The organism is Pseudovibrio sp. JE062 (assembly GCF_000156235.1).
Taxonomy (GTDB): domain Bacteria; phylum Pseudomonadota; class Alphaproteobacteria; order Rhizobiales; family Stappiaceae; genus Pseudovibrio.
Map to the genome: position 1 here is coordinate 1 of NZ_DS996821.1, position 23,423 is coordinate 23,423.

A 23,423-nucleotide genomic window follows, 5' to 3' on the forward strand; every position below is an offset into this window, starting at 1 on the left:
ACCTAAATTGCTAAGATAACGCATTGGGCTAATCCTCTATTTGAATTTGTATATTAGAATATTAGAAAATTCTAAAATAACAAGAAGAAAAATGAAGATGAGCTTGTGTTCCGAATAACCTATTGGAAATATTAGTTTATCACTTTGGAAAACTGTATGGGACGAAGAGCGCTGAGGGGTGCAATGCTCTGCTTAAGGCAAAGGTGCTGACTGTCTGTTGAGAACAATAGATGAACAAATTTCCGTTTAATTTGCTTCACGCCTGACCTACCCTTGAAGTCCCCGCCCGATTCTCTGGAGCCGCCCGGCCATGTCATCTTTTTATCGTTGGATTATGAATCTGGTTGATCCCTTTGAGCTTAAGGAGATCGACTGGGAAGGAAGAACGCACTTCCAGCACCTCATCCGCCTGATGCTCAGATATCCGAAACAGACGGTTCTGTTATCGATCCTTGTCTTCGCTGAAGGCATCCTTACCGTCCTGATGCTCTCATTTGTTGGTGTTCTTGTAGACCGCATGGAAGCCACAGGCGTTGCTGGCTTCTGGGAAGAAAATCAATACTTTATAATAGGAACAGCCATTTGTTTTCTGGTCTTACGGCCACTGTTTTCACTTCTTGAAGCCTTCTTCATGTCGCTCAACTTTCACAACAACATGTCAGTCGCAACGCGAATGGAGTTCTTTCGGCGCCTGATCGGCCAGGACATGGCTTTCTTTCAAAAAGAGTTCGCGGGAAATCTGACAAGCAAAACGTGGATGGGCGGGCGCGAAGTGGCAGACATGTTTGCCATGGTTTCAGTGGCGATCTTGCCGAATATTGTCTTTATCGGCACCATTCTCTTTGCGTTGTCATGGATGCATCCCATTCTGGGCGCAATCCTTTTGGTCTGGATGGCTTTGTTCGGAGTGGCCTCCTACTATCACGTGCCCCGTATCAAGAATGTTGCAAAGCTTGGGGCAGACAGCGCACACCGCGTAAACGGTGCGTTGGTTGATATTTACGCAAATATTCAAACGGTTAAACTCTTCCAGGGAGACCGGGGCGCCTTCAATTACTTTGAGAGCCACATGCGTGAGCTTCGGGATATAGTACACCTGTTCAAAGTAGAGCTATCCAACTCGCGCCTGTCCGTCACGCTGCTCAGTATTCTTGCACTAGGAGCCATGGGGGCCGCCAGTCTCTGGTTCTGGTTGAACGGTTTCATCACAACGGGTGAAGTAGCCATCATTCTCGGCTTCGTGATCCGGTTGGAAAGTAAACTCTTTGAAGTGCTGTCTATGTTGACCAACCTGTTTCGAGGCTACGGCACGTTCAAGTCAGCCATCAGCATCCTCTCGCGCCCGTATGGTTTGACTGATGGAGAAGGGGCCAAAGAGTTCCACTATGAGAAGGGCTTGATTGAGTTCAACAATGTAGACTTCGCTTATGGTCAGCAAACTGCAATTGTAAAAGACCTGAACTTCGCGATCCAACCTGGCGAAAAGGTTGGCATTGTCGGCCATTCTGGGGCTGGCAAGTCCACAGTCGTCAACCTTCTTCTGCGCATGTACGACGTTGAAGGCGGATCAATCACCATTGACCATCAGGATGTACGAGACGTCACACAGGAAACATTGCGGGCAGAAATTGGCCTCGTCACACAGGATACTTCCCTGTTCCATCGATCCATTTTCGACAACATTGCCCTCGGAAAAGATGATGCGACTGAAGTACAAGTCCGTGAAGCAGCTCGTCGTGCGCACGCCTTGGAGTTCATTGAAGAGTTGGAAGATGACAAGGGCCGTAAAGGTTTAGAGGCCTATGTCGGTGAGCGCGGCATCAAGCTTTCAGGCGGTCAACGTCAACGTATTGCGTTGGCGCGTGTATTTCTGAAGAACCCGCCAATCCTGATCCTTGATGAGGCAACATCAGCGCTGGACACCAAGCTGGATGCGGATATTCAGGAAATTCTGAACGATGTGATGAAAGACAAAACCACACTCGCCATTGCCCACCGCTTGACCACTGTCGCCAGAATGGATCGCCTGATCGTCATGGATAGAGGCCAGATTGTTGAAGCAGGTACCCATGCTGAACTGTTGGCTAAAGACGGCCTTTATGCCGAGCTGTGGCACAATCAGTTTTATGGAGTGAAGAACACCGAAACCGTTCTCACGCCAACAGCAGCTCAATAAAACTACCCCAAGAAGAGAATTGCGCCGCCCTCCCACATGATCTAGCGTTTGGATGACCTGCACAAAGCTTATCATCCGAGGGGGGCGGTATGACCGAGTTTGGCGCGACACTCAGTTCTCAGAATCTGAAGAAATATAGAGCTCTTATCAATGGGTTGCAGTGTGATGCTTCCTCTGGCGAAACCATTGATATGATCTGTCCGAGCACTGGCTTGCCCTATGCAACGATTCCTCGGTGCAGCGCAGCCGATGTTGGTAAGGCCGTCTCCTCAGCCCGATCAGCCCTTGAATCCGCTGAGTGGTCCAGAATGTCTGCAGGTGAGCGCGGGCAGTGTCTGCTGAAGCTCGCAGAGCTTGTTGAAGCAAACAAAGACCACCTTGCTGAGCTTGAGTCTCGGGATACCGGCAAGCCTCTCAGTCAGGGCTATGGCGATATCGCAGCCGCGGTTCAGTACTTCAGGTTCTACGGCGGGGCTGCTGACAAGATCACAGGTGAGACCCTTCCAATAGCCACAGACTATCTGGCCATGACCGTCCGCGAGCCACATGGTGTTGTTGCGTCCATCGTGCCATGGAATTACCCCATGCAGATTTTTGCCCGTGTTGCTGGGGCATCCCTGGCAATGGGCAACACACTGGTCGTCAAACCCTCTGAAGATGCATGTCTGTCTGTCATCGAAACCGCAAATCTCGCACTAGAGGCAGGTTTTCCGGCAGGTACGCTCAACATCTTGACTGGTTTAGGAGAAGAAGCTGGAGCCGCGCTCTCTTACAATCCTGAGGTAGACTTCATCACGTTCACCGGCTCTCCGGATGTGGGCGCAATGATCCAATCCGCAGCAGCCCGTAATCACATTGGCTGTACTCTGGAACTGGGCGGCAAGTCTCCGCAGATCCTCTTCGAAGATGCGGATCTCAGTAAGGCTCTCCCGATCATTCAGGATTGTATCTTGAAGAACGGCGGCCAGACCTGCTCAGCTGGCTCCCGTTTGCTTGTGCACCAGAGTCGCTGGGAAGAGGCAATGGACACGCTCAGATCCAGCTTCAGAAGCGTTGTCTCAGGCCAGTATAAAGACTGCCTCGATCTCGGACCTCTGATCAATGCAAGCCAACTGCGGCGTGTTAATGCCTTTTGCGAGCAAGCCGAGGCAGATGGCATACCTTTGATCGGAGAGGGGACGATCGCCCCTGATGCGCCCACCGAGGGCTATTACACCACAGCCAAGGTCTATGGTCCGGTGCCAATCGACCATCCTCTTGCACAGGATGAGGTGTTCGGCCCTGTCTTGTCAGTGATCCCATTCCGCACCGAGGAAGAGGCCATTCGCATTGCCAACAGCACAGCCTATGGGCTCGTTGCAGGCATCTGGACCAAAGACATCGCGCGCGCCACACGCGTCGCAAAAGCCATTCGTTCTGGTCAGGTCTTTGTAAACACCTACGGTGCCGGAGGAGGAGTGGAACTTCCATTCGGCGGGGTCAAGAAGTCAGGCCACGGCAGGGAAAAAGGCTTTGAGGCTTTGAAGGAATTTTCTGTTTTGAAAACCATTGTCGTCAGCCATGCTTAAAGCTGACCAATACACGCGGGGAGGGAAAGCGTGTCAGGAAGATTGGAAGGAAAAACTGCAATAATCACTGGCGGTGCTGCTGGCTTCGGCGAAGGTATTGCACGAAAATATGCGCAGGAAGGTGCAGCGGTCATCATCGCTGACCTCAATGGAATAGCAGCTGAGAAACTGGCAGACGATATCGGCGACAACGCCTACTTCATTGAGACAGATGTCACTGTCCGCTCAGATGTGAAAGCCATGGTGGCTCATGCTGTCGAAAAGACAGGACGTCTGGACATTGTCGTCAACAACGCTGGCTACACCCACCGCAATTGCCCGCTCACGCAAGTTGATGAAAACAACTTCGACCGTATTCTTGAGGTCAACACAAAGGCCATCTACCTGACGACTCTGGAAGTCTTGCCAGAGATGGAAAAGCAAAGCGGCGGTGTCATCATCAACACTGCCTCAACAGCCGGCATACGGCCACGCCCGGGCCTCACATGGTACAATGCTTCCAAGGGCTGGGTTATCACTGCAACCAAGTCCATGGCCGTTGAACTTGCTCCTCAAAACATCCGCGTTAACGCCCTGTGCCCGGTTGCTGGAGAAACCGGAATGCTGGAGCTGTTCATGGGCGAAGATACGCCGGAAAAGCGCCAGCAGTTCCGGGAGAGCATCCCACTTGGACGCTTCTCCAGGCCAGAGGACATTGCCAACGCAGCACTCTGGCTTGCCTCGGATGAAGCACAGTTTATCACTGGTGTAGCTTTGGAAGTCGACGGGGGGAGGACAATCTGACAGCTTATGGCGCCGTCAGATTACATGGCATCAAGTGTGGTGGCCGAAGAGGTCACAATGCGGTTGCGGCCTGATTTTTTGGCCCTGTAAAGGCAACGGTCCGCAACCCGCAGAGCACTCGCCATTGAGTCCTCATGACCTGCAGATAGTCCGACACTGATTGTCGGTGCAAACGTATGTTCGTCGTTGCCCGGATCTGTAACCGGCATGGAGCTTCTCAGCTCAGAGAGAAACTGCTTGGACGTCGGCTCATCAATATCCGGTAAGGCAACACAGAACTCATCTCCACCAATCCGAACAGCAACGCTTTTAGGTGGAAGAAGGTCAGAGATACGATGCGCGACCGAGATAATCAGATTGTCTCCGGTTTCATGACCAAACTTGTCATTGATCTGCTTGAAGCGATCAATGTCGATCATGGCATATCGCATAGCCTTGCCAGCTCTGATCTGGTCTTTGTGGAGCTTATCGACCGTGTTGTACAAATGCCGGCGATTGAACAAACCAGTCATTGGATCACGGTGCGCCATCTCAGTGAGCTCTGTGATGCGGTCCAGCTGATTGAGGTTTTGTGACACACGCAGCATCAGTTCTTCAGGTGTACAGGCCTTATTGAGGAAGTCATTTGCTCCTGACTTGAGGAACTTCGCTGTGAGAGCAGGATCATCTGTCGCTGAAATGCCAATAACAGCCAGCGTGTTGAAGCTGTGTGTCCGGCGGATCTGTGTCATCACCTCAAACCCAGTAGCACCGGGCAGCAAATGATCGATGATGATCAGCTTGATATCAGGGTTCTGCTTAAGCTTTTCGAGCGCCTGCTCACCAGAAGTTGCAGTGATCACTTGCAGGCAATACAGCTGCAACCGCTTCTTGAGCAGCGCAAGGGCATGCGAGGAGTCATCAACGATCATGACTTTGGTGTTCATGTTCCGGTTTACGCGGTTCACCAACTCCCCAAGATATCCGAGGCTTGCGGGGGAATCCTTCAGAACGTAGTCAACGATCCCCTTCTTCAAAATGGACCGGCGTGTGGTCTGGTCAAACCGCCCGGAAAACACAATCGTAGGTAGGCCTGCGTTGATGGTCAGGTCCACGACTTCACCATCTGGCGCATCTGGTAGCGTCAGATCAACAAGAGCAAGGAACGGCTTTACCTTTCCTTCTTCCAATATTGCTTTTGCCTGAGCATACGTTTTCGCCGTCGTGACATGATAATGCCCCGCACGCTCAATCTCGCTTTCAGTAACGCGAGCGAAGAAATTGGCATCCTCAACGAGAAGAATACTCTTTTTCTGATCTGGCATGTGATGTCCTCAAAAACCAGCAAATGCGATTATAATTGCGTTCGCAACCTATTAACCGCCATCAATAGCCTCGAATATGGCTTGTAATAAACAATATTTGAAATGTATTTAAAATTAGACATAAAGTTGTGATAAAATTAAATAAAATCAAAAATTGCATGAAAGAATAGAATTTAAGAAATTAAATACCCAGTAAATGCAAAAATATGTAAGTATAATTTCATATATGATCACATTTATGTGATGTTTTAACGAAATTTAGAGCCGTATATGTATTTGTAATTAGTTAAATTCAAAGTCTTAATCGGTTTAAATTTTACGGTCTTGAAAGTATCTCTTCGTAACTATGCTACTTAAGGCCTCAACGAATATTGTTAGAGGCTAAGTTGTTACATCTTGAGAGTCGCAACTATGGGGTGTGGTATCCACAGTTTCGCGCGTAAACCACCCCCTTGAGAGTCGGAATCAGACGTTCATGAGCAGGTATTCACGCTCCCAAGCGCTGATAACTGACATGAAAGTCTCGTACTCTTCCAGTTTGATGGCGCGATAAGTGGCCACGAACTGCTCGCCAAAGATACCAAGCAAATCTTCGTCAGCTTCGAATTCATCAACTGCATGCAGCAACGTCCGCGGCAGCTTACTCATCACCTCGCTGTTGTCTGTATCAAGAGGCTTATCCGGACTGATACCTTTCTTGATGCCCAGATACCCAGCTGCCAGACTCGCAGCGATCACCAGATAAGGATTTGCATCAGACCCCGGAACCCGGTTCTCCAGCCGTCGTGCATCAGGAGATGAACTCGGAACACGCAATCCAACTGTACGGTTGTCATAACCCCAGAACAGATTGGTGGGTGACCCACTGTCGCGCGCAAAGCGACGATATGAGTTTACATAGGGTGCCATAATCGGCATCAAGGCTGGCATGTAATGCTGATGCCCGCCGATGAAGTGATAAAATGCAGGTGTCGCTTCATTCTCGGCGTTGTTGAAGATGTTCTGGCCGGTCTCCCGATCAAGAATAGACTGGTGAATATGCATGGACGAGCCCGGCTGTGAGGACATCGCCTTTGCCATGAAGGTGGCGTAGATGTTGTGTCGCAGTGCAGCCTCACGAATGGTGCGCTTGAACATAAACGCCTGATCCGCCAGTTCCAGCGGATTGCCGTGACGCAGATTGATCTCCATCTGCGCGGCACCTTCCTCATGAATGAGCGTATCAATCTCTAGGCCCTGAGCTTCGGAAAGATCGTAAATGTCGTCGATCAGCTCATCAAACTCATTCAGTGCAGAAATTGAATAGGATTGCCGTCCAACTTCTGGGCGCCCTGACCGACCAACAGGTGGTTCCAGAGGATAGTCAGGATCGGTGTTGGGCTTCACCAGATAGAACTCTACCTCTGGTGCGATAATAGGTTTCCATCCCTCTGCATCGTAAAGCTCAAGAACACGTTTCAAGACATTGCGTGGAGCAATCGGGAAGGGCTTGTCATCTTTGGTGAACGCATCGTGTAGCAACTGAGCCGTCGGGTCTGTCTCCCATGGCACGACGGTCAGCGTAGAATAGTCAGGTTTGAAATAGAGATCGCCATCCGTTGGATTGTACTGAAAGCGATCGTCATCTTCAGGATAGTCGCCGGAGATGGTCTGCGCGAAGATGGAAGAGGGCATTGTCAGCGTGTTGCTGCTGAAAAACTTGTTTGTCGGCATCATCTTGCCACGGGGCACGCCTGCAACATCAGGCACAACGCACTCAATATCTCCAATGTTCCGGGCTTGTAGCCAGGTGCGCGCCTCTTCAAGATTGCGCACACCGCGCATATTGAGCGCCGCTTCATCATCCGAATTAATTTCAGAACTCATAGGATATCCAATAGGTTTGCCGCCAAATAGTCATGGCAGTCATTCACTAATAAAAAGGGAAATCAGCTCTTTGTGGCTGTTAAAAGAATCCAGTTTGATTTCTGGATGGATAGCCAGTTTAGCAGAGATACTTCTATCTCCCAAATATCCTCAGACCTTAAAACTGTGATTTTGCCTTCTGGCCGCAACGCAAAGATGTTTTGGTTTAGAAATTTATCTGTAACCAAAAGCAACCACATTTCTTCCTCAAGGTCATTTGGTGATATGTGCTTTTTAGCCTGTTATCTCATTGATAAACTATATTTTAGAGAAGCAGCTACGAATGACCTCTGCTCTATCCCTTTCTCAATCTCGTGTTTGCTTCATGGGTAGGAGTGCGCCGGACCAACGATTGGCCTGATACTCAGCAAAGTCCAACAAGGTCGACCAGATTTCTCCCTACGGTAGCTATCGAAAATCTGTATAAAACGAACGCATTTTCTCCAAAATAGTGATGTTTAGCCAACCTGCTATGGACACAGATTAATGCTACTCAGTAGAAATCCGAATGCCTCAGAATATCACCTGAGCTGAATGCTGTTGGCGCACTGTGCGCCTTCGGTATTCCCATAAAATATTGGTTTGGAATGTAGCCGAAATTAATCCGTCACCAGAAAGATAGACCATGGCGGCTGTATGCAGAGGAGAGCGGCGAAAACGCCCGCAAAACCTCTGTTTTTGAAATTGGAGTATTTGAGAATGAAAAGAATAATTCTGTTGTCAGGAGCTGCGGCACTCGCGCTTTCTATGTCAGCCGCTCTTGCCGAGGATCGAGTGGTAAATGTTTACAACTGGTCCGACTATGTTGACGCACAAGTTCTCAAAGATTTCGAAAAGGAAACTGGGATCAAGGTCAATTACGACACCTTCGACTCCAACGAGGTTTTGGAAACAAAGCTGCTAACTGGTAAAACTGGTTATGATGTTGTAGTTCCCAGCGCCACCTTCCTCCAACGCCAGATCCAGGCCGGTGTCTATCAAAAGCTCGATAAAGATCTGCTCCCAAACCTCAAGCACATGGATCCACTTCTGCAAGAACGTATTGAAGTGTTTGATCCGGGCAATGAGTTCTCCGTCAACTATATGTGGGGCACCTCAGGGTACGGCGTGAATGAAGAGAAAATCCGCGCCTTGAATCCAGATGCACCAATCGGCAGTTGGGATCTGCTGTTTGATGTTGATGAGCTCTCCAAGATTGCTGATTGCGGCGTATATGTCATGGATGAGCCGGATGAGATGTTCCCGGCAGCAATGCACTACCTCGGCCTCAACCCAGATTCCAACAGCCCTCAGGACATTCGCAAAGCAGGTGAGCTTCTGGAAACCATCCGTCCTTACATCCGCAAGTTCCACAATTCTGAGTTTGTGAACGGTCTTGCAAATGGAGACATCTGCCTTGCCTATGGTTGGTCTGGTGACGTGCTTCAGGCAGCAGACCGCGCAGCAGAAGCTGATAAGGGCGTTGAAGTCACTTATATCCTTCCAAACGAAGGTGCTCAGATGTGGTTTGACCAGATCGCTATCCCAGCTGATGCAGAGAACGTTGAAGAGGCACACGAGTTCATCAACTACCTGATGCGCCCGGAAGTGATCGCAAAGATGTCGGACTACGTCTACTACGCAAACGGCAACAAAGACGCGACGGTTCTGGTGGATGAGGAAGTGACCTCAAATCCAAATATATACCCAACAGATGAAGTTAAGCAGCGTTTGTACACCATCGGTGCCAAGCCGTTGAAGGCACAGCGCATCATGAACCGCACGTTCACAACCGTAAAGACGGGTCATTAAAACCAATTGGCCTTTGAGGGTGGAGTTGCCTCACATACTGCAGCTCCACCTTAACCTATTGAACAAACAGGCCATTGAAAGGGATTGGAGTATTGGCGAAGAAACCGCTGGGTCCTGTACGTCGCGCATTTTCACCTTGGGACGACCCGAGCGAGCAGCCCTTTATTGAATTTCGGAATATCACGAAGCGTTTTGGCAATTTTGTAGCCGTCGATAATCTTTCCCTCAAGATCTACAAGAGAGAGTTTCACGCTCTGCTTGGTGGTTCAGGATGCGGCAAAACCACATTGATGAGAATGTTGGCTGGATTTGAAGCGCCGACAGAAGGCCAGATCTTTCTTGAGGGACAGGACCTTGCGGGTGTTCCGCCATACAAGCGTCCAGTGAATATGATGTTCCAGTCTTACGCCTTGTTCCCGCATATGAATGTTGAGAAGAACATTGCGTTTGGATTGGAAATGGATGGTCTTCCTGCCAGGGAAATCAAAAGTCGTGTTCATGAGATGCTCAGTTTAGTGAAGCTGGAAGGCTTTGCCAAACGCAAACCTCATCAGCTTTCCGGCGGTCAGCGTCAACGCGTAGCCCTTGCAAGATCTCTCGCCAAACGTCCAAAGGTGTTGCTTCTGGATGAACCACTCGCAGCGTTAGACAAAAAACTCCGCGAAGAAACGCAACTGGAACTCATCAACTTACAAGAGCAGCTGCGTATGACTTTCCTCATTGTGACCCACGATCAGGAAGAAGCGATGACAGTGGCAGATCGTATTTCTGTCATGGACAAAGGCAGAATTCTACAGAACGCCACACCGGGTGAAATCTACGAGCAGCCTAACTCACGCTTCGTGGCGGAGTTTATCGGTGACATCAACGTGTTGGATGGTCAGGTCACGAAGAAGGAGAATGAAAACGTTCAGATGTTCTCATCCGTTCTGGGCGACCATCTGGATGTGCGCTATCCGACACCAGCCTGTGTCGGGGATCACGCGGCTCTGGCAATCCGTCCAGAAAAAATGCGCATCTCCTTTGATAAGCCGGAACATCCCGGAACCAATGCTATTCAGGGGGAAGTCTGGGATATCGCCTACATGGGAGATGTTTCCATCTATCACATCAAAGTGGCGGAGACTGAAACTCTAAGAGCGATTGTTGCAAACACCACGCGTTTGGTGGAGCGCCCAATCACTTGGGAAGATCAGGTCTGGCTGTCATGGGATAGTGATGCCGGCGTCATCCTGACACGATGAGGGGAAGCCGATGACAGATCCCAGCCTCTCTTCTACAGGCATCACCCGTTCAGAAACAGTGCCTGTTCCACGTTATAAGCCTGAGGAACCGGAGAATGCGCCGACCAATCCTAAAGGGGGCTGGGGCCGTTTTGCGCTCATCTGTGTGCCATACCTCTGGCTTCTCCTCTTCTTTTTGGTGCCCTTTGTCATTGTTGCAAAGATCTCCCTATCAGAAGCCGCAGTTTCAATTCCGCCCTATCTGCCTGTCATTGATTGGAGCAAAGGTCTTGCAGGCTTGTGGGAAGCAGCAGAGCGATGGTCACTCGACAATTACATTTGGTTGACGGAGGATGCCCTTTATTGGCAGGCCTATGTCACTAGCCTGCAAATTGCTTTCCTATCCACATTACTGACTTTACTGGTCGGCTTTCCAATTGCTTACGGCATGGCACGCGCTCCACGCAGCTGGCATCCGACATTAGTGATGATGGTGATCCTACCATTTTGGACCAGCTTCCTGATCCGTGTGTACGCTTGGATCGGCATTCTCAAAACAGATGGTTTACTTAATCAAGCATTGATCACGATTGGTGTAATCGATGAGCCGCTGGTCATCCTCAACACCAGTATCGCTGTATATATCGGTATCATCTACTCCTATCTGCCTTTCATGGTACTCCCGCTTTACTCCTCTCTTGAAAAGCTGGACACCACATTGATTGAGGCTGCAGAAGACCTTGGGTGCCCGCCATGGAAGACCTTCTGGCGTGTCACGGTTCCTCTTGCTCTGCCAGGTATGATTGCGGGCTGCTTCCTCGTCTTCATCCCCGCTGTTGGCGAGTTTGTCATCCCAGATCTCTTAGGCGGATCTTCAACCCTCATGATTGGCAAAACGCTCTGGGTCGAGTTCTTCTCTAACCGCGATTGGCCAGTCGCCTCTGCTGTGGCCATCGTCCTTCTGGCCTTGCTGATAATTCCGATAATGTTGTTCCAACGGCATGAGACCCGTCGTAATGAGGGGGATGTGTGATGCCGTCGAAACCAAGTTGGTTCAATCTCACATCGCTGATCTTGGGCTTCAGTTTCCTCTACTTGCCAATTGTTATCCTGATTGTGTTCTCATTCAATGAGTCACGATTAGTAACTGTATGGACCGGTTTCTCAACCAAATGGTACGCCTCACTGCTACAAAACGAGCAACTGCTAGAAGCTGCCTGGGTCACGCTTCGTGTCGGCCTCACATCAGCTACACTGGCCACTGTGCTCGGTACGCTGGCAGCGCTGGTCTTGGCAAGGCAAGGGCGCTTTGGGGGACGAACGCTATTCTCCGGCATGATCTACGCACCACTTGTGATGCCAGAAGTCATTCTCGGCCTATCTCTACTACTGCTCTTTGTAGCCATCGATCAGAACCGTGGTTTCTGGACCATTATGATCGCCCACACCACCTTCTCAATGTGTTACGTGGCAATCGTGGTCCAGTCACGTCTTTCAGGCTTTGATAGATCCTTGGAAGAAGCTGCCATGGATCTGGGGTGCCCGCCTGTTCGCACATTCTTCCGTATAACGCTCCCACAGATCTTCCCGGGCGTGCTGGCAGGCTGGATGCTGGCTTTCACTTTGTCACTGGATGATTTGGTGATTGCGAGCTTTAACTCAGGGCCGGGATCCACGACCCTGCCAATGAAGATCTATTCGCAAGTCCGTTTGGGGGTCACGCCTGAGATCAACGCCATTTGCACCATTCTAGTCGCTCTGGTGACTGTTGGTGTCATCTTTGCCTCTCTCCTCACAAAGCGGCAAAGACTGAAGCGCATGGAAGAAGAGCGACTCGCAGCAGCCCACCTTTAGGAAACTTCATGAATCTGGGAGGTTTTTTAGCGCAATTGTGCACTGCAAACACTCATTCCTCCCAGCTTTATGGTTTTCACCTCAATAAATAGTCGTTCTCGGTACAAAGAGCACTTGGCGAGGACATAAAACACGTCTATCAACGGTGACGTCGCTATACCTATTTTCCCTAGGAGGGAAAGGCAGGATGCTGACACTGATGGATTCGTCAGATCCTGTTGCCAGCATGAAAAGGCGGTATTGCTTGCGTTCTGGGGAATGAGAAACGTGAGTTTTACCAACTCATGTATTGGGAGTTTATAATGAATAAAGTTTATCCAAGTGCTGCCGCTGCTCTGGAAGGACTTACCTTTGACGGAATGATCGTCATGGCAGGTGGGTTTGGTCTTTGTGGCATTCCTGAAAACCTGATTATTGCGCTGCGAGATTCCGGCGCAAAAGACCTGACCGCCATCTCGAACAACGCAGGCGTTGATGACTTCGGTCTGGGCCTGCTGTTGCAGACACGTCAGATCAAGAAGATGGTGTCTTCTTACGTTGGCGAAAACGCAACCTTCGAGCGCCAGTATCTGGATGGCGACCTCGAGTTGGAGTTTAACCCTCAGGGTACTCTGGCAGAGCGTATTCGTACAGGCGGTGCAGGTATCCCGGGTTTCTACACCAAGACCGGTGTTGGTACCCTGATCGCAGAAGGCAAAGAGCACAAAGACTTCAACGGTGAAACCTACATCATGGAAACCGGTCTGGTCTCAGATCTGTCTCTCGTGAAAGCATGGAAAGCCGACAAAGAAGGCAACCTGATCTTCCGCAAGACAGCACGCAACTTCAACCCAATGATGGCAACCGCTGGTAAGACCACCATAGTGGAAGTTGAAGAGCTTGTTGAGATCGGTGAGCTGGATCCGGATCAGATCCATACTCCGGGTATCTTCGTCGACCGTATCGTTGTTGGTTCATTCGAAAAGCGCATCGAACAGCGCACCACACGCGAAGCTTGAGGGAGGACATTAATCATGGCTTGGAATCGTGACGAAATGGCCGCCCGCGCGGCGAAAGAACTCCAGGACGGTTTCTACGTAAACCTTGGCATCGGTATCCCGACACTCGTTGCAAACTACATTCCTGACGGAATGAACGTTGCACTGCAGTCTGAAAACGGCATGCTCGGCATGGGGCCGTTCCCGACTGAGGATGAAGTCGACGCTGACTTGATCAATGCTGGCAAGCAGACCATCACAGAACTGGATCGCACCAGCTATTTCTCATCCGCAGATAGCTTCGGCATGATCCGTGGCGGTCACATCGACCTGTCCATCCTTGGCGCAATGGAAGTCTCCGAAGAAGGTGACCTTGCCAACTGGATGATCCCGGGCAAAATGGTCAAAGGCATGGGCGGTGCTATGGACCTGGTGGCTGGCGTTAAACGCGTTGTTGTCATCATGGACCACACCAACAAACGCGGTGACAAAAAACTGCTGCATAAATGCGCCCTGCCACTCACCGGCGTGAGCTGCGTAGATCGCATCATCACCAATCTTGGTGTGTTCGACGTGGTTGAAGGTGGCCTGAAAGTCGTCGAAATGGCCGACGGTGTGACCCTGGAAGAGATCAAAGAAAAAACTGAAGCAAACTTGGTAGACTAACCAAGCTACATTCTCAGCAAGACAAGAGAGGGCAATTTGTCCTCTCTTTTTATTTGTAACTAATAAGAATAATTGCTAAATACGACCCTTCTCAACGAAGGTATCTGTTCTGTGATAACTCTGAATGAAGAGCAATTGATCGCGCTCGGCGGAGTGCGTAAGGTCTATCTGCACCCTGAAAATCCGAAAGTTTGCATCAAGGTTGATGCAAGCAAGACCGGGAAGGGATCTGGATCGACTTTAGCTGAAGCCCAACTGTTCGAGCAGTTGATGCAACAAAGAAATCACAGAGAATTTTCAGTCATTTCGAACTACAGAGGCAGTATCGAGACCAATCATGGTTTCGGTGCAATGTATGATTTGGTTACTGATCACGATACGGGTCGGCCATCCCAAATTCTGATGAAGGTTCTTCAAGAAGATCCGGAGTTTATTGAAACCCGAGAATTTCAAGAAGCCTTAAAGAGATTTAGACGGGATCTCATCCAAGAGGCGGTGTTATGTCGAGATATCCGTCCTTGGAATATCTGTGTCCAGAAGCTGAAAGATGGCAACTTTAAGCTAATCTTGATAGACGGGGTAGGGCACACGCAGAAAAAATGGTTTGAAAACATCAGACCATTTGTTCAAGTGAAGATGCTCTATTACTTCTTCAGTAAATATATTTATCCGGGAAATCGGTTACTAAGCTTTTATACAGAGCGCCGCAGTCGCTACACTTGGAGGCCTGGCCCATTGCTATCTGATAGGGCCGAGAAGCTGACAGAAGATAAGGGCAACCCTTAGTAAGTAGTATCTGCGGTCAATACCGTCTTAATCTAGTTTGCCCATATCGTTGCTCCTACTAACAGCCAATGCTAGCTGCCGAAAAAAGCGAACCGACATCCTGTCAGGCGTTTTAGTCTTCTTCCTGCACAAACTCGCAGCGAGCTTCAGAAAACACGCCTTTAGCAATAGCACACAACCAGTTAACCTGACAGTTGCGTGTGTTAAAGCTCTCTTCAACCTCGCCGACGCCAGTGTCACTCATAAAAAAGCCTTGCTCTGTAAAAGCACCTTGAAGATCTTCAAGAAAGTACTCTACCCGGAGCAAACTTGAAGAAATGTCTGCTAGAGAGCTGGCATTTTGCTCAGACATCAAGTCACCAAGGCCAGCCCTGTCAAATGATCCTTTAAGGTCTTTAAAGAGTTCTTGTTGAAAAGCTTCCAACTCAACGCCTTGGTGCCATAAACAGACGTCTGCCAGTTGTCCGAAGTCTGCGTCAAGCCGCTGCCAGATGCCATCAAGATAACTCTCCAGAATGACAGCGCAGTTCTTGTCCTCGGAAGCAATTTTATCGTCAGCACAGACAAAAGGGCTGACACGATCTGGGTTTTCTGGATAAAACGACACCAGTCGATCCCTGAAGTCCCGTTGCAACGTCACATAATCCTCTATCTGGCTCTGCATTTCCCTCATGCAGCTACCTGTACCTCCCTCATCATTTGGACAGGTCTTAAGAACCACCTCTTCGTCGGGTCCCCGCATTTTATATGCGATTTTAAAATTTCCTTTCCCCAAAAGCGTAGATTGCTTAAGCACAAGGGATTGATTTTTGCCATCTAGCCCAATCAGCCAGTTGTACAAATTGGAGTCTTGAGCAAGAGTGTGGCTGGCGACCAGACTAAGAAGCATAAGGCTTCCAAACATGAGTTTTTTCATGATGCTTTCCATAGCAGTTAATAACTACCAAGCCTGACGCCTAGTCATGGGAATGGTGATGCCGCTTGTTTCTTATGCCTTAATGAATTATGAAAATAGAGGTTTTTGGTAAAATATTGGAGCACTGCGTGATCCCAATAGACGTACTCGCCGGTTTCTTCACCGTCACTGTTTTGCTGGCATTGGCACCTGGCCCTGACAACATTTTTGTACTGACACAGTCTGCTGTGTGCGGGCGCATGGCTGGGATTGCGGTCACGCTGGGGCTTTGTACAGGCCTTATATTTCATACAACTGCGGTTGCGCTTGGTGTGTCTGCGATTTTTCAGGCGTCTGAGCTGGCGTTTACTGTTGTGAAGGTGCTTGGCGTTGGTTATCTGCTGTATCTCGCTTGGGGAGCGTTTAGAGCGAAGCCTGAGCCTGTTCAGCAGAACAGTAAGGTTGATCATTCTTCGTTGATCCCCTTGTATCGCCGGGGCGTGATCATGAACATCACCAATCCTAAAGTCGCGATCTTCTTCCTCTCTTTCTTCCCGCAGTTTGTTGATCCAGCTTACGGTCCAGTGATGCCGCAGTTCTTGCAGCTTGGTGTAGTGTTTATGCTTTCTGCTATTTTGGTCTTTGGCTCCATCGCTTTCGCTGCCGGTTCCATTGGCGATCGCCTAAGCAAGTCCGTAACGGCTCAAAAAGTCATGAACCGCATTGCGTCTGTTGTGTTCGTTGGTATGGCTCTGAAACTGGCTGCAGCGACGCGTTAGCGAACGGGTTCAACTGCTTCTGATAAAAGAAAAGCCGCTGAGAAGTTCTCGGCGGCTTTTTTATTGTTCTAACTTCGGATCCAACTCTCATTCAGCAGGCATCATTGCTGCACCTTTTGCTGTACGCGTGTTACCACGCTTCTCTCGGAATGTATCAGCACTTGTCTTGGCCAGCATGATAACCGGGATGATTCCTACCAGAACGATACAGAGTGCAGGCAAAGCAGCGTCCTCAAAGGCCTCACGAGAGGCAGCATTGTAAACCGTGGTTGCTAATGTCTCGAAGTTGAATGGGCGCAGCAGCAACGTCGCAGGAAGTTCCTTCATGCATTCGACGAAGGAGAGCAGAGTAGCTGACAAGATCACCGGTTTCATCAATGGCATGTGAACACGGCCTAAGGTTCCCCAGGCGGTCTGCCCTAGGCTACGAGAGGCCATATCGTAATGCGGTGTGATCTTGCCAAAACCGCCATCAATCTGACCGTAAGACATCGCCAGAAAACGCACCACGTAGGCGTAGATGAGCGCAGTACCTGAGCCGATGAGCAGAAGGCCTGTACCAAAACCAAACAGGGTTTCTGCACCCTCCGAGATCATATTGTCGAGCGCAGCAACAGGGAACAGAATACCAACCGCCAGAATGGTTCCCGGTACAGCATAGCCGATGGAAGCAATACGACCCAATGTGGTGGTCACCTTACTTGGGAACAGGCGGCGGCGATAAGCAAGGGTCAAGCTGATGCCGATAGAAACAGCGGCAGCCACAGCCGCGAGCCAGAGCGTGTTGCCTGCCGCGGCCCAAAGCGCTGGCTCAAACAGATCTTCAACACGTCGGCTCGCACGGCTCAGGAGCAACAAGGCAGGGAACACAAAGCCCAGCACAATCGGCAGCGCACAGACAACGACAGCAACCCAGCCACGCCAGCCTTTCAACTCATAGCTTGGCAGAGCGCGATATGTACCCGTTGTCTGATGAAAACGCTGCTTTCGACGACCGTAGTACTCGATAAACATCAGTGCCAGAACGAACACCAGCATGATGGTCGCGATCTGGGCAGCACCGGTCAGGTTCGAGCGGTTCAGCCAAGTATCGTAGACGGAGAACGTAAGGGTCTGAACACCGAAGAAGGAAACTGCCCCGATGTCGTTCAAGCATTCCATCAATGCCAGAGTCACACCAACCACGATAGCCGGGCGTGCCAAAGGCAGTGCAACCTTCCAGAAAAGACGCATTGGGCCAGCACCAAGCGTGCGGGAAACATCAAGAGCACAAGCTGACTGGATCAGGAAGGATGCGCGTGCGCTTAGATAAACATAAGGATAGAGAACAAACCCCATCACGAACATCGCGCCGCCAAGAGAACGGATCTCTGGGAACCAGTAATCACGTGAGGTTTTGAAACCGAAGATATCGCGGATCAGGCCTTGAACTGGACCTGTATAATCCAGCAGTTCCACGTAAGAGAACGCGATAATGTAGGTTGGAACAGCAAATGGCAGCAGCAATGCCAGATCAAACCAGCGCCGCCCAGGAAAGCGGCACATGGTAACAAGCCACGCTGTGCTGACGCCAACCACGAAAACGATAATGCCAACGCCGACCATCAACTGAAACGTGGTGGAGATAGAGCGCGGCAAAATGGTTGAAATGAGGTGCGGCCACAGATTGCCCGAAGACCCCATAGCCATAATAACAATTGCGAAAACCGGCATCACGACGAGGCCGGTTAAAAAGTAGGTACCAAACGCGAGAAGCCGCTCCCCTCGAGAAGAGGGGGCGGCAGTTCTGTATTGTGGCGATCCACTATGCCCGTGCCTGGATGTCATGGAGTGGCTTCAACTCAAATTGGATATTGGAACTTAGCTGGATGGGCCGTTGTCGAAACCAACCACGTCAACCAGTTCACTTGCTTTCGCACGTTTCGCTGCAATCTCGTTCAGAGAGATTGGATCAGCTTTGAAGGTGCCCCAGGAGGCAACCAATTCAGATGGCTCAACACCTGGCTTAACTGGGTACTCGAAGTTCTGCGCTGCGTAGATAGCCTGAGCATCGCCAGAAGCAAGGAATTCCATCAGCTTCACTGCGTTGTCTTTGTTCGGTGCATGCTTCGCTAGAACCATACCGGAGATGTTCACGTGAGTGCCGCGATCAGCTGAGTTCGGGAACAGGATGCGTACGGAATCCGCCCAATCCTTCTGCTCAGGATCTTTCTCGTTGGTCTGCATTTTACCCATGTAGTAGGTATTGCCCAAGGAGATGTCACATTCGCCAGCGAAGATGGACTTAACCTGTGCGCGGTCGTTGCCGGTTGGCTTGCGTGCAAGGTTGTCACGAACTGCTTCCAGCCACTTCTGAGCTTCAGCGTCGCCTTTGTGTGCAACCATGGAAGCAAACAAACCGATGGAGTAAACGTGCTGGCCTGAGCGTGTGCAGATGCGGCCCTTCCATTTTGGATCAGCAAGCTCTTCATAAGTGATGCTGTCCTGAGCAACGCGATCTTTGGATGCATAGATAACACGTGCACGGGTGGTCAGACCGAACCAGTGGCCTTCTGCGTCACGCAGGTTTGCAGGAATGTTGCCATTGATAGCGTCGTTTTCAACGGCCTGAGTAACGCCAAGATCTTTTGCGCCTTGCAGACGTCCGATGTCCACGGAAAGAAGGATGTCAGCTGGAGAGTTCTTGCCCTCAGCCTTCATGCGCTCGCCAAGGCCTTTCTTAGCGAAAACAACATTGGTTTTAACACCGGTTTTCTCAGTAAACGCATCGAGAAGCGGTTTGATCAGTTCTGGCTGGCGGTAAGAGTAAATGTTCACTTCACCTTCTGCCTGTGCAGAAGCAACAAGGCCAGTTGTGCCAAGTGCGAAGCCAACTACTGACAGCCCAATTCCCTTAAGCAACGTCTTCATCGATAGTCTCCTGAGTGATCGAATATGCGTCTGCAAACGCTTGTCATTTGCCGTTATATCGGAAAGTTGACTTTTGCTGTCAACTAATAAACTACGTGAAAACAAAGAGATAGAACTATTCTAAACTATGAAATTCAGCTTTTTTGCTGCTATCTGTCTGCAATTGCGAATGATTTTCAATTGCGGCTTACGTATACGCAGTCAAAAAGTTTACTGAAAAACTCAGAGTTGTTGAAAACAAGTGAGCCGGAAAGAGGATAAGTGCGCGCTTGCTACATGTCTAACGAACGGAAATGATTCCAATTTTACGGAATAGGCGTGTCGCCCTGAAGCACCTTGGCCATCCAGATGCGGTTCATGTTTTGCCCGCATAAAATAAAGGAGGCCTTCTTACCTTGCAGGTTGCCTCGTTCTTTTGAAAGACCGGCAAGACCAGCTGCAGCGGCGCCCTCACTTGCATTGTGTGTAGTGCGGTAGAGCAAGCGGATAGCTTCTGCGATCTCGTCTTCACTTACACGAATGATGCGCTCCGCACCGGATCGGATTAATGCAAATGCCTCTCGGGCTGGACCTCGTACGCTGATGCCTTCAGCGAAGGTATTGGCCGAGGAGGTCAGCGTGTATTCACCAGCTTCCATAGACCGGGCACATCCATCTGCTTTCTCCGCAACCACACCAATGATCTTTGTATTCAACCCAAAGAGATCGCGAACAGAAATCAAGCCGCAGATGCCTGTTCCCAAACCAACGGGAACATAGACCGCATCAAGATCTTTTATCGTGCGGAAAATCTCCAGCGCATAAGTGGCTGCACCCAAAACAAGATCATAGTCAAATCCGGGAGAAAGCACCTGCTTGGAATCCTCAGCCATCTGGCAGGCAAAGTCGTGAGCCTCTTCAAAATCCTTCCCATGCTCAATGAGGAAGGCGCCGTAGCTCTGTATAGCTCCAGTCGTTTCTTTGGAGGTGCCTTGGGGAACAACAATTGCAGCTCGCTGATGCAACACTTTAGCAGCCCAGGCCATGCCTAGGCCGAAGTTTCCGCGTGTTGCGGCGACAAAACTGGTAGAGCTGATATGACGTTGAGATTGGCGCAGAAGATAGAGCAGTGCACAGCGGGCTTTGAAGGAGCCCGTAGGAGCATGGTTCTCATGTTTGATGAAAACCTCACACCCCAGCGCGTCATTCAGCAAGGGCCAGCTGTAAAGCGCTGTTGGCACCATGTAGCGCCGCAACTCGTGCGAAGCGTCTTCCAAAGCGGCCAGTGTGAGCATGCGGATCTCCTGCGATGGTCAAACCACCACAGGAGCGTGTTATTCGGCGAGAACTCGCTGAGGTGGGAAGGTGACTTCAGCCAGCGTACCTTCATCCTCTTCAGAATTTATTGAAAACGAAGCACGGTTCGCTTCCACAAGGGCTTTGGTTAATGGAAGACCAAGACCAGACCCTTCTGTTGAGGCTGAGGCGTTGAGACGACGGAACGGCTGAAGCGCTGCTTCAAGATCAGCCTTCGACATGCCATGACCCGTATCGCGAACCCGCAAATGAACTTCCCCATTAGGATCAAGCACAAGCGAGACAATCACCTGACCACCGGAGCGGTTGAACTTGATGGCATTGGAAAGCAGATTCAGTGTGATCTGACGAAGCGTCTTTGGATCAGCAACAATCTTCGGCACGGACAACGGTGTGCTTGCACGAATGATGACCCGCTGCTCATTGGCCTGAGGCTGCAACAAAGCAACGCATTCATTAATGATATCTGCCGCTGAAACGGCTTCAAACGCCAGATCCATCTTACCGGCTTCAATCTTGGCAAGATCAAGCAGATCATTGATCAGCGTCAGCATGTGAGAGCAAGAACGATGGATATCGCGCGCATACTCTTTATACCGAACGTTACCCAGCTCACCGAAACGCTCTTCCTGCATCACCTCGGAGAACCCAATCACGGCGTTCAAGGGTGTACGGATCTCGTGGCTGATCTTTGTCAGATACTCTGACTTGTGCGTGTTGGCTTCCTCAGCCTTGTAACGCGCGCTGACCAACTCTTCTTCCGCTCGCTTGAACTGCGTGATGTCACGCAGAACCGCGCAGAACAGCTGCTCATTCGCACTGCTGACGCGTCCCATACTCAGGAAGGTTGGGAAGATGTCGCCATCCAATGTCTGGCAAATTATCTCACGTCCGTCATTGAGCACGCTGGAAACACCGTTCGCGACCAGACCATCCAGATAATCGAGCGCAGCTATGTGGCTTTCATCGGCTAGGAAGGTCGTAAACGGGGCACCAAGAAGATCGTCTTCGCTGGCATTAAACAGGGCTTCAGCTGAGTGGTTCGCGCTGCGGATGATACCGCGCTGATCCATCACGAGCACGCCGTCGGTTGCTGTGGCCAGCACAGATTCCAATTCTTCAATCCGCGTATGCAGATGTTCCACTTGAGAACTGGAAGCTACTGGAGCTGAGGTATGTTGCGCTGGTGCAGAAGTGTCTGCTGTAGCTTCATTTTGGATCTTCTCGACCACTGAAATCATCAGGGCCTGAGCGCCATTCCACGGAACCGCGTGCATACGTGCGTCAACAGAAAGCACACCGCCTTCCGCAAGCCGTACATGAACAATCCGGTCCACGGTTTGAGGGCTTGGAGTAGGGCATTCTTCCGGCTCAGCGAAGATCGCTTCTAGGCCGCCTGCTTCATTCAGTGCTTCGAACCGCTCATACCCGAGCAGCTCAAGCAAGGTGTCATTGGCGTAAACAACGTCTCGATCACGAACAACAGCAACGCCAATCGGCAAGCGATCCAGCAAACGCGGATCAATCGGCGCGACGATTGGTTTGTCCGGAATGCGTCCGGTCTTTTCACGAGCGCGCTCTGCTGCTTCCTCAATGTCCGGCGGGACACGAGGCAGGACCACATGGGTCACATTGTCTTGCTTCGGCTCAGCCTCAATAGCTTCTTCGCGTGGAGTAGGCTCTGCTGGCAGTGGAATGATGTTGTCTGGAGTTTTAGCGGTCTCTTCGGAAGCTTCATGTTCAACAACATCGGTTTCTGCAACAGCAACGGCTGCAGCTTCCTCTGGTGTTGCCGGAACTTCTTCAACGGCTTCAGCCGGAGCAACTGCAACCTTTGCAGACTGCTCTTCTTTCTTTTCAGCGCCGAGTGCACGGGCAATCTTGTCGAATGCGTCCTGCTCAGGCTTAGAAAGACCAGTGTTTTCGCGGGCAACTGGATGCTTGTCGACCAAACGCACAATGCTGTTGGTCAGCTCCGCAAGGCTGCGTGGGCCAGCTCTGTTTTGCTTCTGAGGTGCATCAGGCAGATTGGCAATGGCGCGCTCAAAATCATCCTTGCTGGTTGGTTCAGGAATGGTCGGCGCAGCGCTAACACTCTCAACGGCCTCCGCTGCCACTGCTTTAGGCTCTGTCAGATCCTCTTCAAAAGCCTGCAGATCTGTCTCAGCGGTTGCGTGTTCGGTAAGTTCAGGTGCCGGGGTGTCTGCGTCTGCCATTGCTGGCTCAGACAGTTCTTCCATCTGAGGCTCAGCTTCAGCCGGAACCGCAATCTCTAAAGGATCAGTAGGATCGCGAAGAACGTCTGCATCTGTCAGCTGCAAAAAGCCTTCGTTCTCTTCAACCTCAAGCTCTTCTTCTTCCTGAAGGAAGTGCAGGCCTTCCTCATGTGAAGGCTCTTCCGCAGTTGTTGGAATATCGGCTTCCGGTTCACTCTCAGCTTCAACTTCGGGCTCTGCAACCGTCTCAACAACAATTGCGGCCTCTGCCGTTACTTCTTCAGATGCCTCTGC

18 protein-coding genes are annotated in these 23,423 nt (G+C 50.5%); 11 read left to right on the forward strand and 7 right to left on the reverse strand.

The window, feature by feature from the left end; genetic code table 11:
* The first annotated feature begins 310 nt into the window (after positions 1–310).
* The 3 genes from PJE062_RS25565 (at position 311) to PJE062_RS25575 (ending at position 4,527) form a co-directional block, all read left to right on the forward strand.
* Positions 311–2,176, forward strand: a complete 1,866-nt coding sequence (locus tag PJE062_RS25565) for an ABC transporter ATP-binding protein (RefSeq protein WP_008553162.1) — start codon at positions 311–313, stop codon at positions 2,174–2,176.
* A gap of 89 nt (positions 2,177–2,265) precedes the next feature.
* Positions 2,266–3,744 carry an aldehyde dehydrogenase family protein gene (locus PJE062_RS25570; protein WP_008553153.1) on the forward strand — a complete coding sequence of 493 codons (1,479 nt, stop codon included), beginning with the start codon at positions 2,266–2,268 and terminating at the stop codon, positions 3,742–3,744.
* 30 nt (positions 3,745–3,774) lie between these two features.
* A complete protein-coding gene (locus PJE062_RS25575; protein WP_008553174.1) occupies positions 3,775–4,527 on the forward strand; it encodes an SDR family oxidoreductase in 753 nt (250 codons plus the stop codon).
* Between the two features lie 20 nt (positions 4,528–4,547).
* On the opposite strand, the gene PJE062_RS25580 is transcribed toward PJE062_RS25575, so the two are convergent.
* Together PJE062_RS25580 and PJE062_RS25585 are read right to left on the reverse strand one after the other, a co-directional pair.
* The gene (locus PJE062_RS25580) at positions 4,548–5,831 is read right to left on the reverse strand and encodes a diguanylate cyclase (RefSeq protein ID WP_008553172.1); all 1,284 of its coding nucleotides are present in this window, start codon (positions 5,829–5,831) and stop codon (positions 4,548–4,550) included.
* 465 nt (positions 5,832–6,296) lie between these two features.
* A complete protein-coding gene (locus PJE062_RS25585) occupies positions 6,297–7,697 on the reverse strand; it encodes a glutamine synthetase family protein (protein ID WP_008553156.1) in 1,401 nt (466 codons plus the stop codon).
* A 738-nt stretch (positions 7,698–8,435) separates the two neighbouring features.
* On the opposite strand from PJE062_RS25585, the gene PJE062_RS25590 reads away from it, so the two are divergent.
* The 7 genes from PJE062_RS25590 (at position 8,436) to PJE062_RS25620 (ending at position 15,033) form a co-directional block, all read left to right on the forward strand.
* Positions 8,436–9,527, forward strand: a complete 1,092-nt coding sequence (locus PJE062_RS25590; RefSeq protein ID WP_008553160.1) for a polyamine ABC transporter substrate-binding protein — start codon at positions 8,436–8,438, stop codon at positions 9,525–9,527.
* 92 nt (positions 9,528–9,619) lie between these two features.
* The gene (locus tag PJE062_RS25595) at positions 9,620–10,771 is read left to right on the forward strand and encodes an ABC transporter ATP-binding protein (RefSeq protein ID WP_208982492.1); all 1,152 of its coding nucleotides are present in this window, start codon (positions 9,620–9,622) and stop codon (positions 10,769–10,771) included.
* 10 nt (positions 10,772–10,781) lie between these two features.
* The gene (locus PJE062_RS25600; RefSeq protein WP_008553154.1) at positions 10,782–11,783 is read left to right on the forward strand and encodes an ABC transporter permease subunit; all 1,002 of its coding nucleotides are present in this window, start codon (positions 10,782–10,784) and stop codon (positions 11,781–11,783) included.
* A complete protein-coding gene (locus tag PJE062_RS25605; RefSeq protein ID WP_008553149.1) occupies positions 11,783–12,604 on the forward strand; it encodes an ABC transporter permease in 822 nt (273 codons plus the stop codon). Before PJE062_RS25600 ends, PJE062_RS25605 begins: the two co-directional genes overlap by 1 nt.
* 302 nt (positions 12,605–12,906) lie before the next feature.
* The gene (locus PJE062_RS25610) at positions 12,907–13,602 is read left to right on the forward strand and encodes a CoA transferase subunit A (protein ID WP_008553148.1); all 696 of its coding nucleotides are present in this window, start codon (positions 12,907–12,909) and stop codon (positions 13,600–13,602) included.
* A 15-nt stretch (positions 13,603–13,617) separates the two neighbouring features.
* Positions 13,618–14,247 carry a CoA transferase subunit B gene (locus tag PJE062_RS25615; protein WP_008553169.1) on the forward strand — a complete coding sequence of 210 codons (630 nt, stop codon included), beginning with the start codon at positions 13,618–13,620 and terminating at the stop codon, positions 14,245–14,247.
* Positions 14,248–14,358: 111 nt separating this feature from the next.
* Positions 14,359–15,033: a YrbL family protein gene (locus PJE062_RS25620; protein WP_008553150.1), complete on the forward strand. Its 675-nt coding sequence runs from the start codon at positions 14,359–14,361 to the stop codon at positions 15,031–15,033.
* Positions 15,034–15,145: 112 nt separating this feature from the next.
* Here the strand turns inward: PJE062_RS25620 and PJE062_RS25625 are convergent, their stop codons facing one another.
* Positions 15,146–15,949 carry a hypothetical protein gene (locus tag PJE062_RS25625; protein ID WP_157039357.1) on the reverse strand — a complete coding sequence of 268 codons (804 nt, stop codon included), beginning with the start codon at positions 15,947–15,949 and terminating at the stop codon, positions 15,146–15,148.
* Between the two features lie 128 nt (positions 15,950–16,077).
* Between PJE062_RS25625 and PJE062_RS25630 the strand changes: the two genes are divergently transcribed.
* Positions 16,078–16,707, forward strand: a complete 630-nt coding sequence (locus PJE062_RS25630) for a LysE family translocator (RefSeq protein WP_008553173.1) — start codon at positions 16,078–16,080, stop codon at positions 16,705–16,707.
* Positions 16,708–16,794: 87 nt separating this feature from the next.
* Here the strand turns inward: PJE062_RS25630 and PJE062_RS25635 are convergent, their stop codons facing one another.
* The 4 genes from PJE062_RS25635 to PJE062_RS25650 all read right to left on the reverse strand — a co-directional run.
* On the reverse strand, positions 16,795–18,420 hold the full coding sequence (locus tag PJE062_RS25635) for an iron ABC transporter permease (RefSeq protein ID WP_008553167.1): 1,626 nt from the start codon (positions 18,418–18,420) through the stop codon (positions 16,795–16,797).
* Between the two features lie 147 nt (positions 18,421–18,567).
* The gene (locus PJE062_RS25640) at positions 18,568–19,617 is read right to left on the reverse strand and encodes a Fe(3+) ABC transporter substrate-binding protein (protein ID WP_008553163.1); all 1,050 of its coding nucleotides are present in this window, start codon (positions 19,615–19,617) and stop codon (positions 18,568–18,570) included.
* A gap of 305 nt (positions 19,618–19,922) precedes the next feature.
* Positions 19,923–20,891 carry a threonine dehydratase gene (locus PJE062_RS25645; RefSeq protein ID WP_008553152.1) on the reverse strand — a complete coding sequence of 323 codons (969 nt, stop codon included), beginning with the start codon at positions 20,889–20,891 and terminating at the stop codon, positions 19,923–19,925.
* A gap of 39 nt (positions 20,892–20,930) precedes the next feature.
* On the reverse strand, positions 20,931–23,423 hold a 2,493-nt coding region (locus tag PJE062_RS25650; protein ID WP_157039359.1), incomplete at its 5' end, for a PAS domain-containing sensor histidine kinase.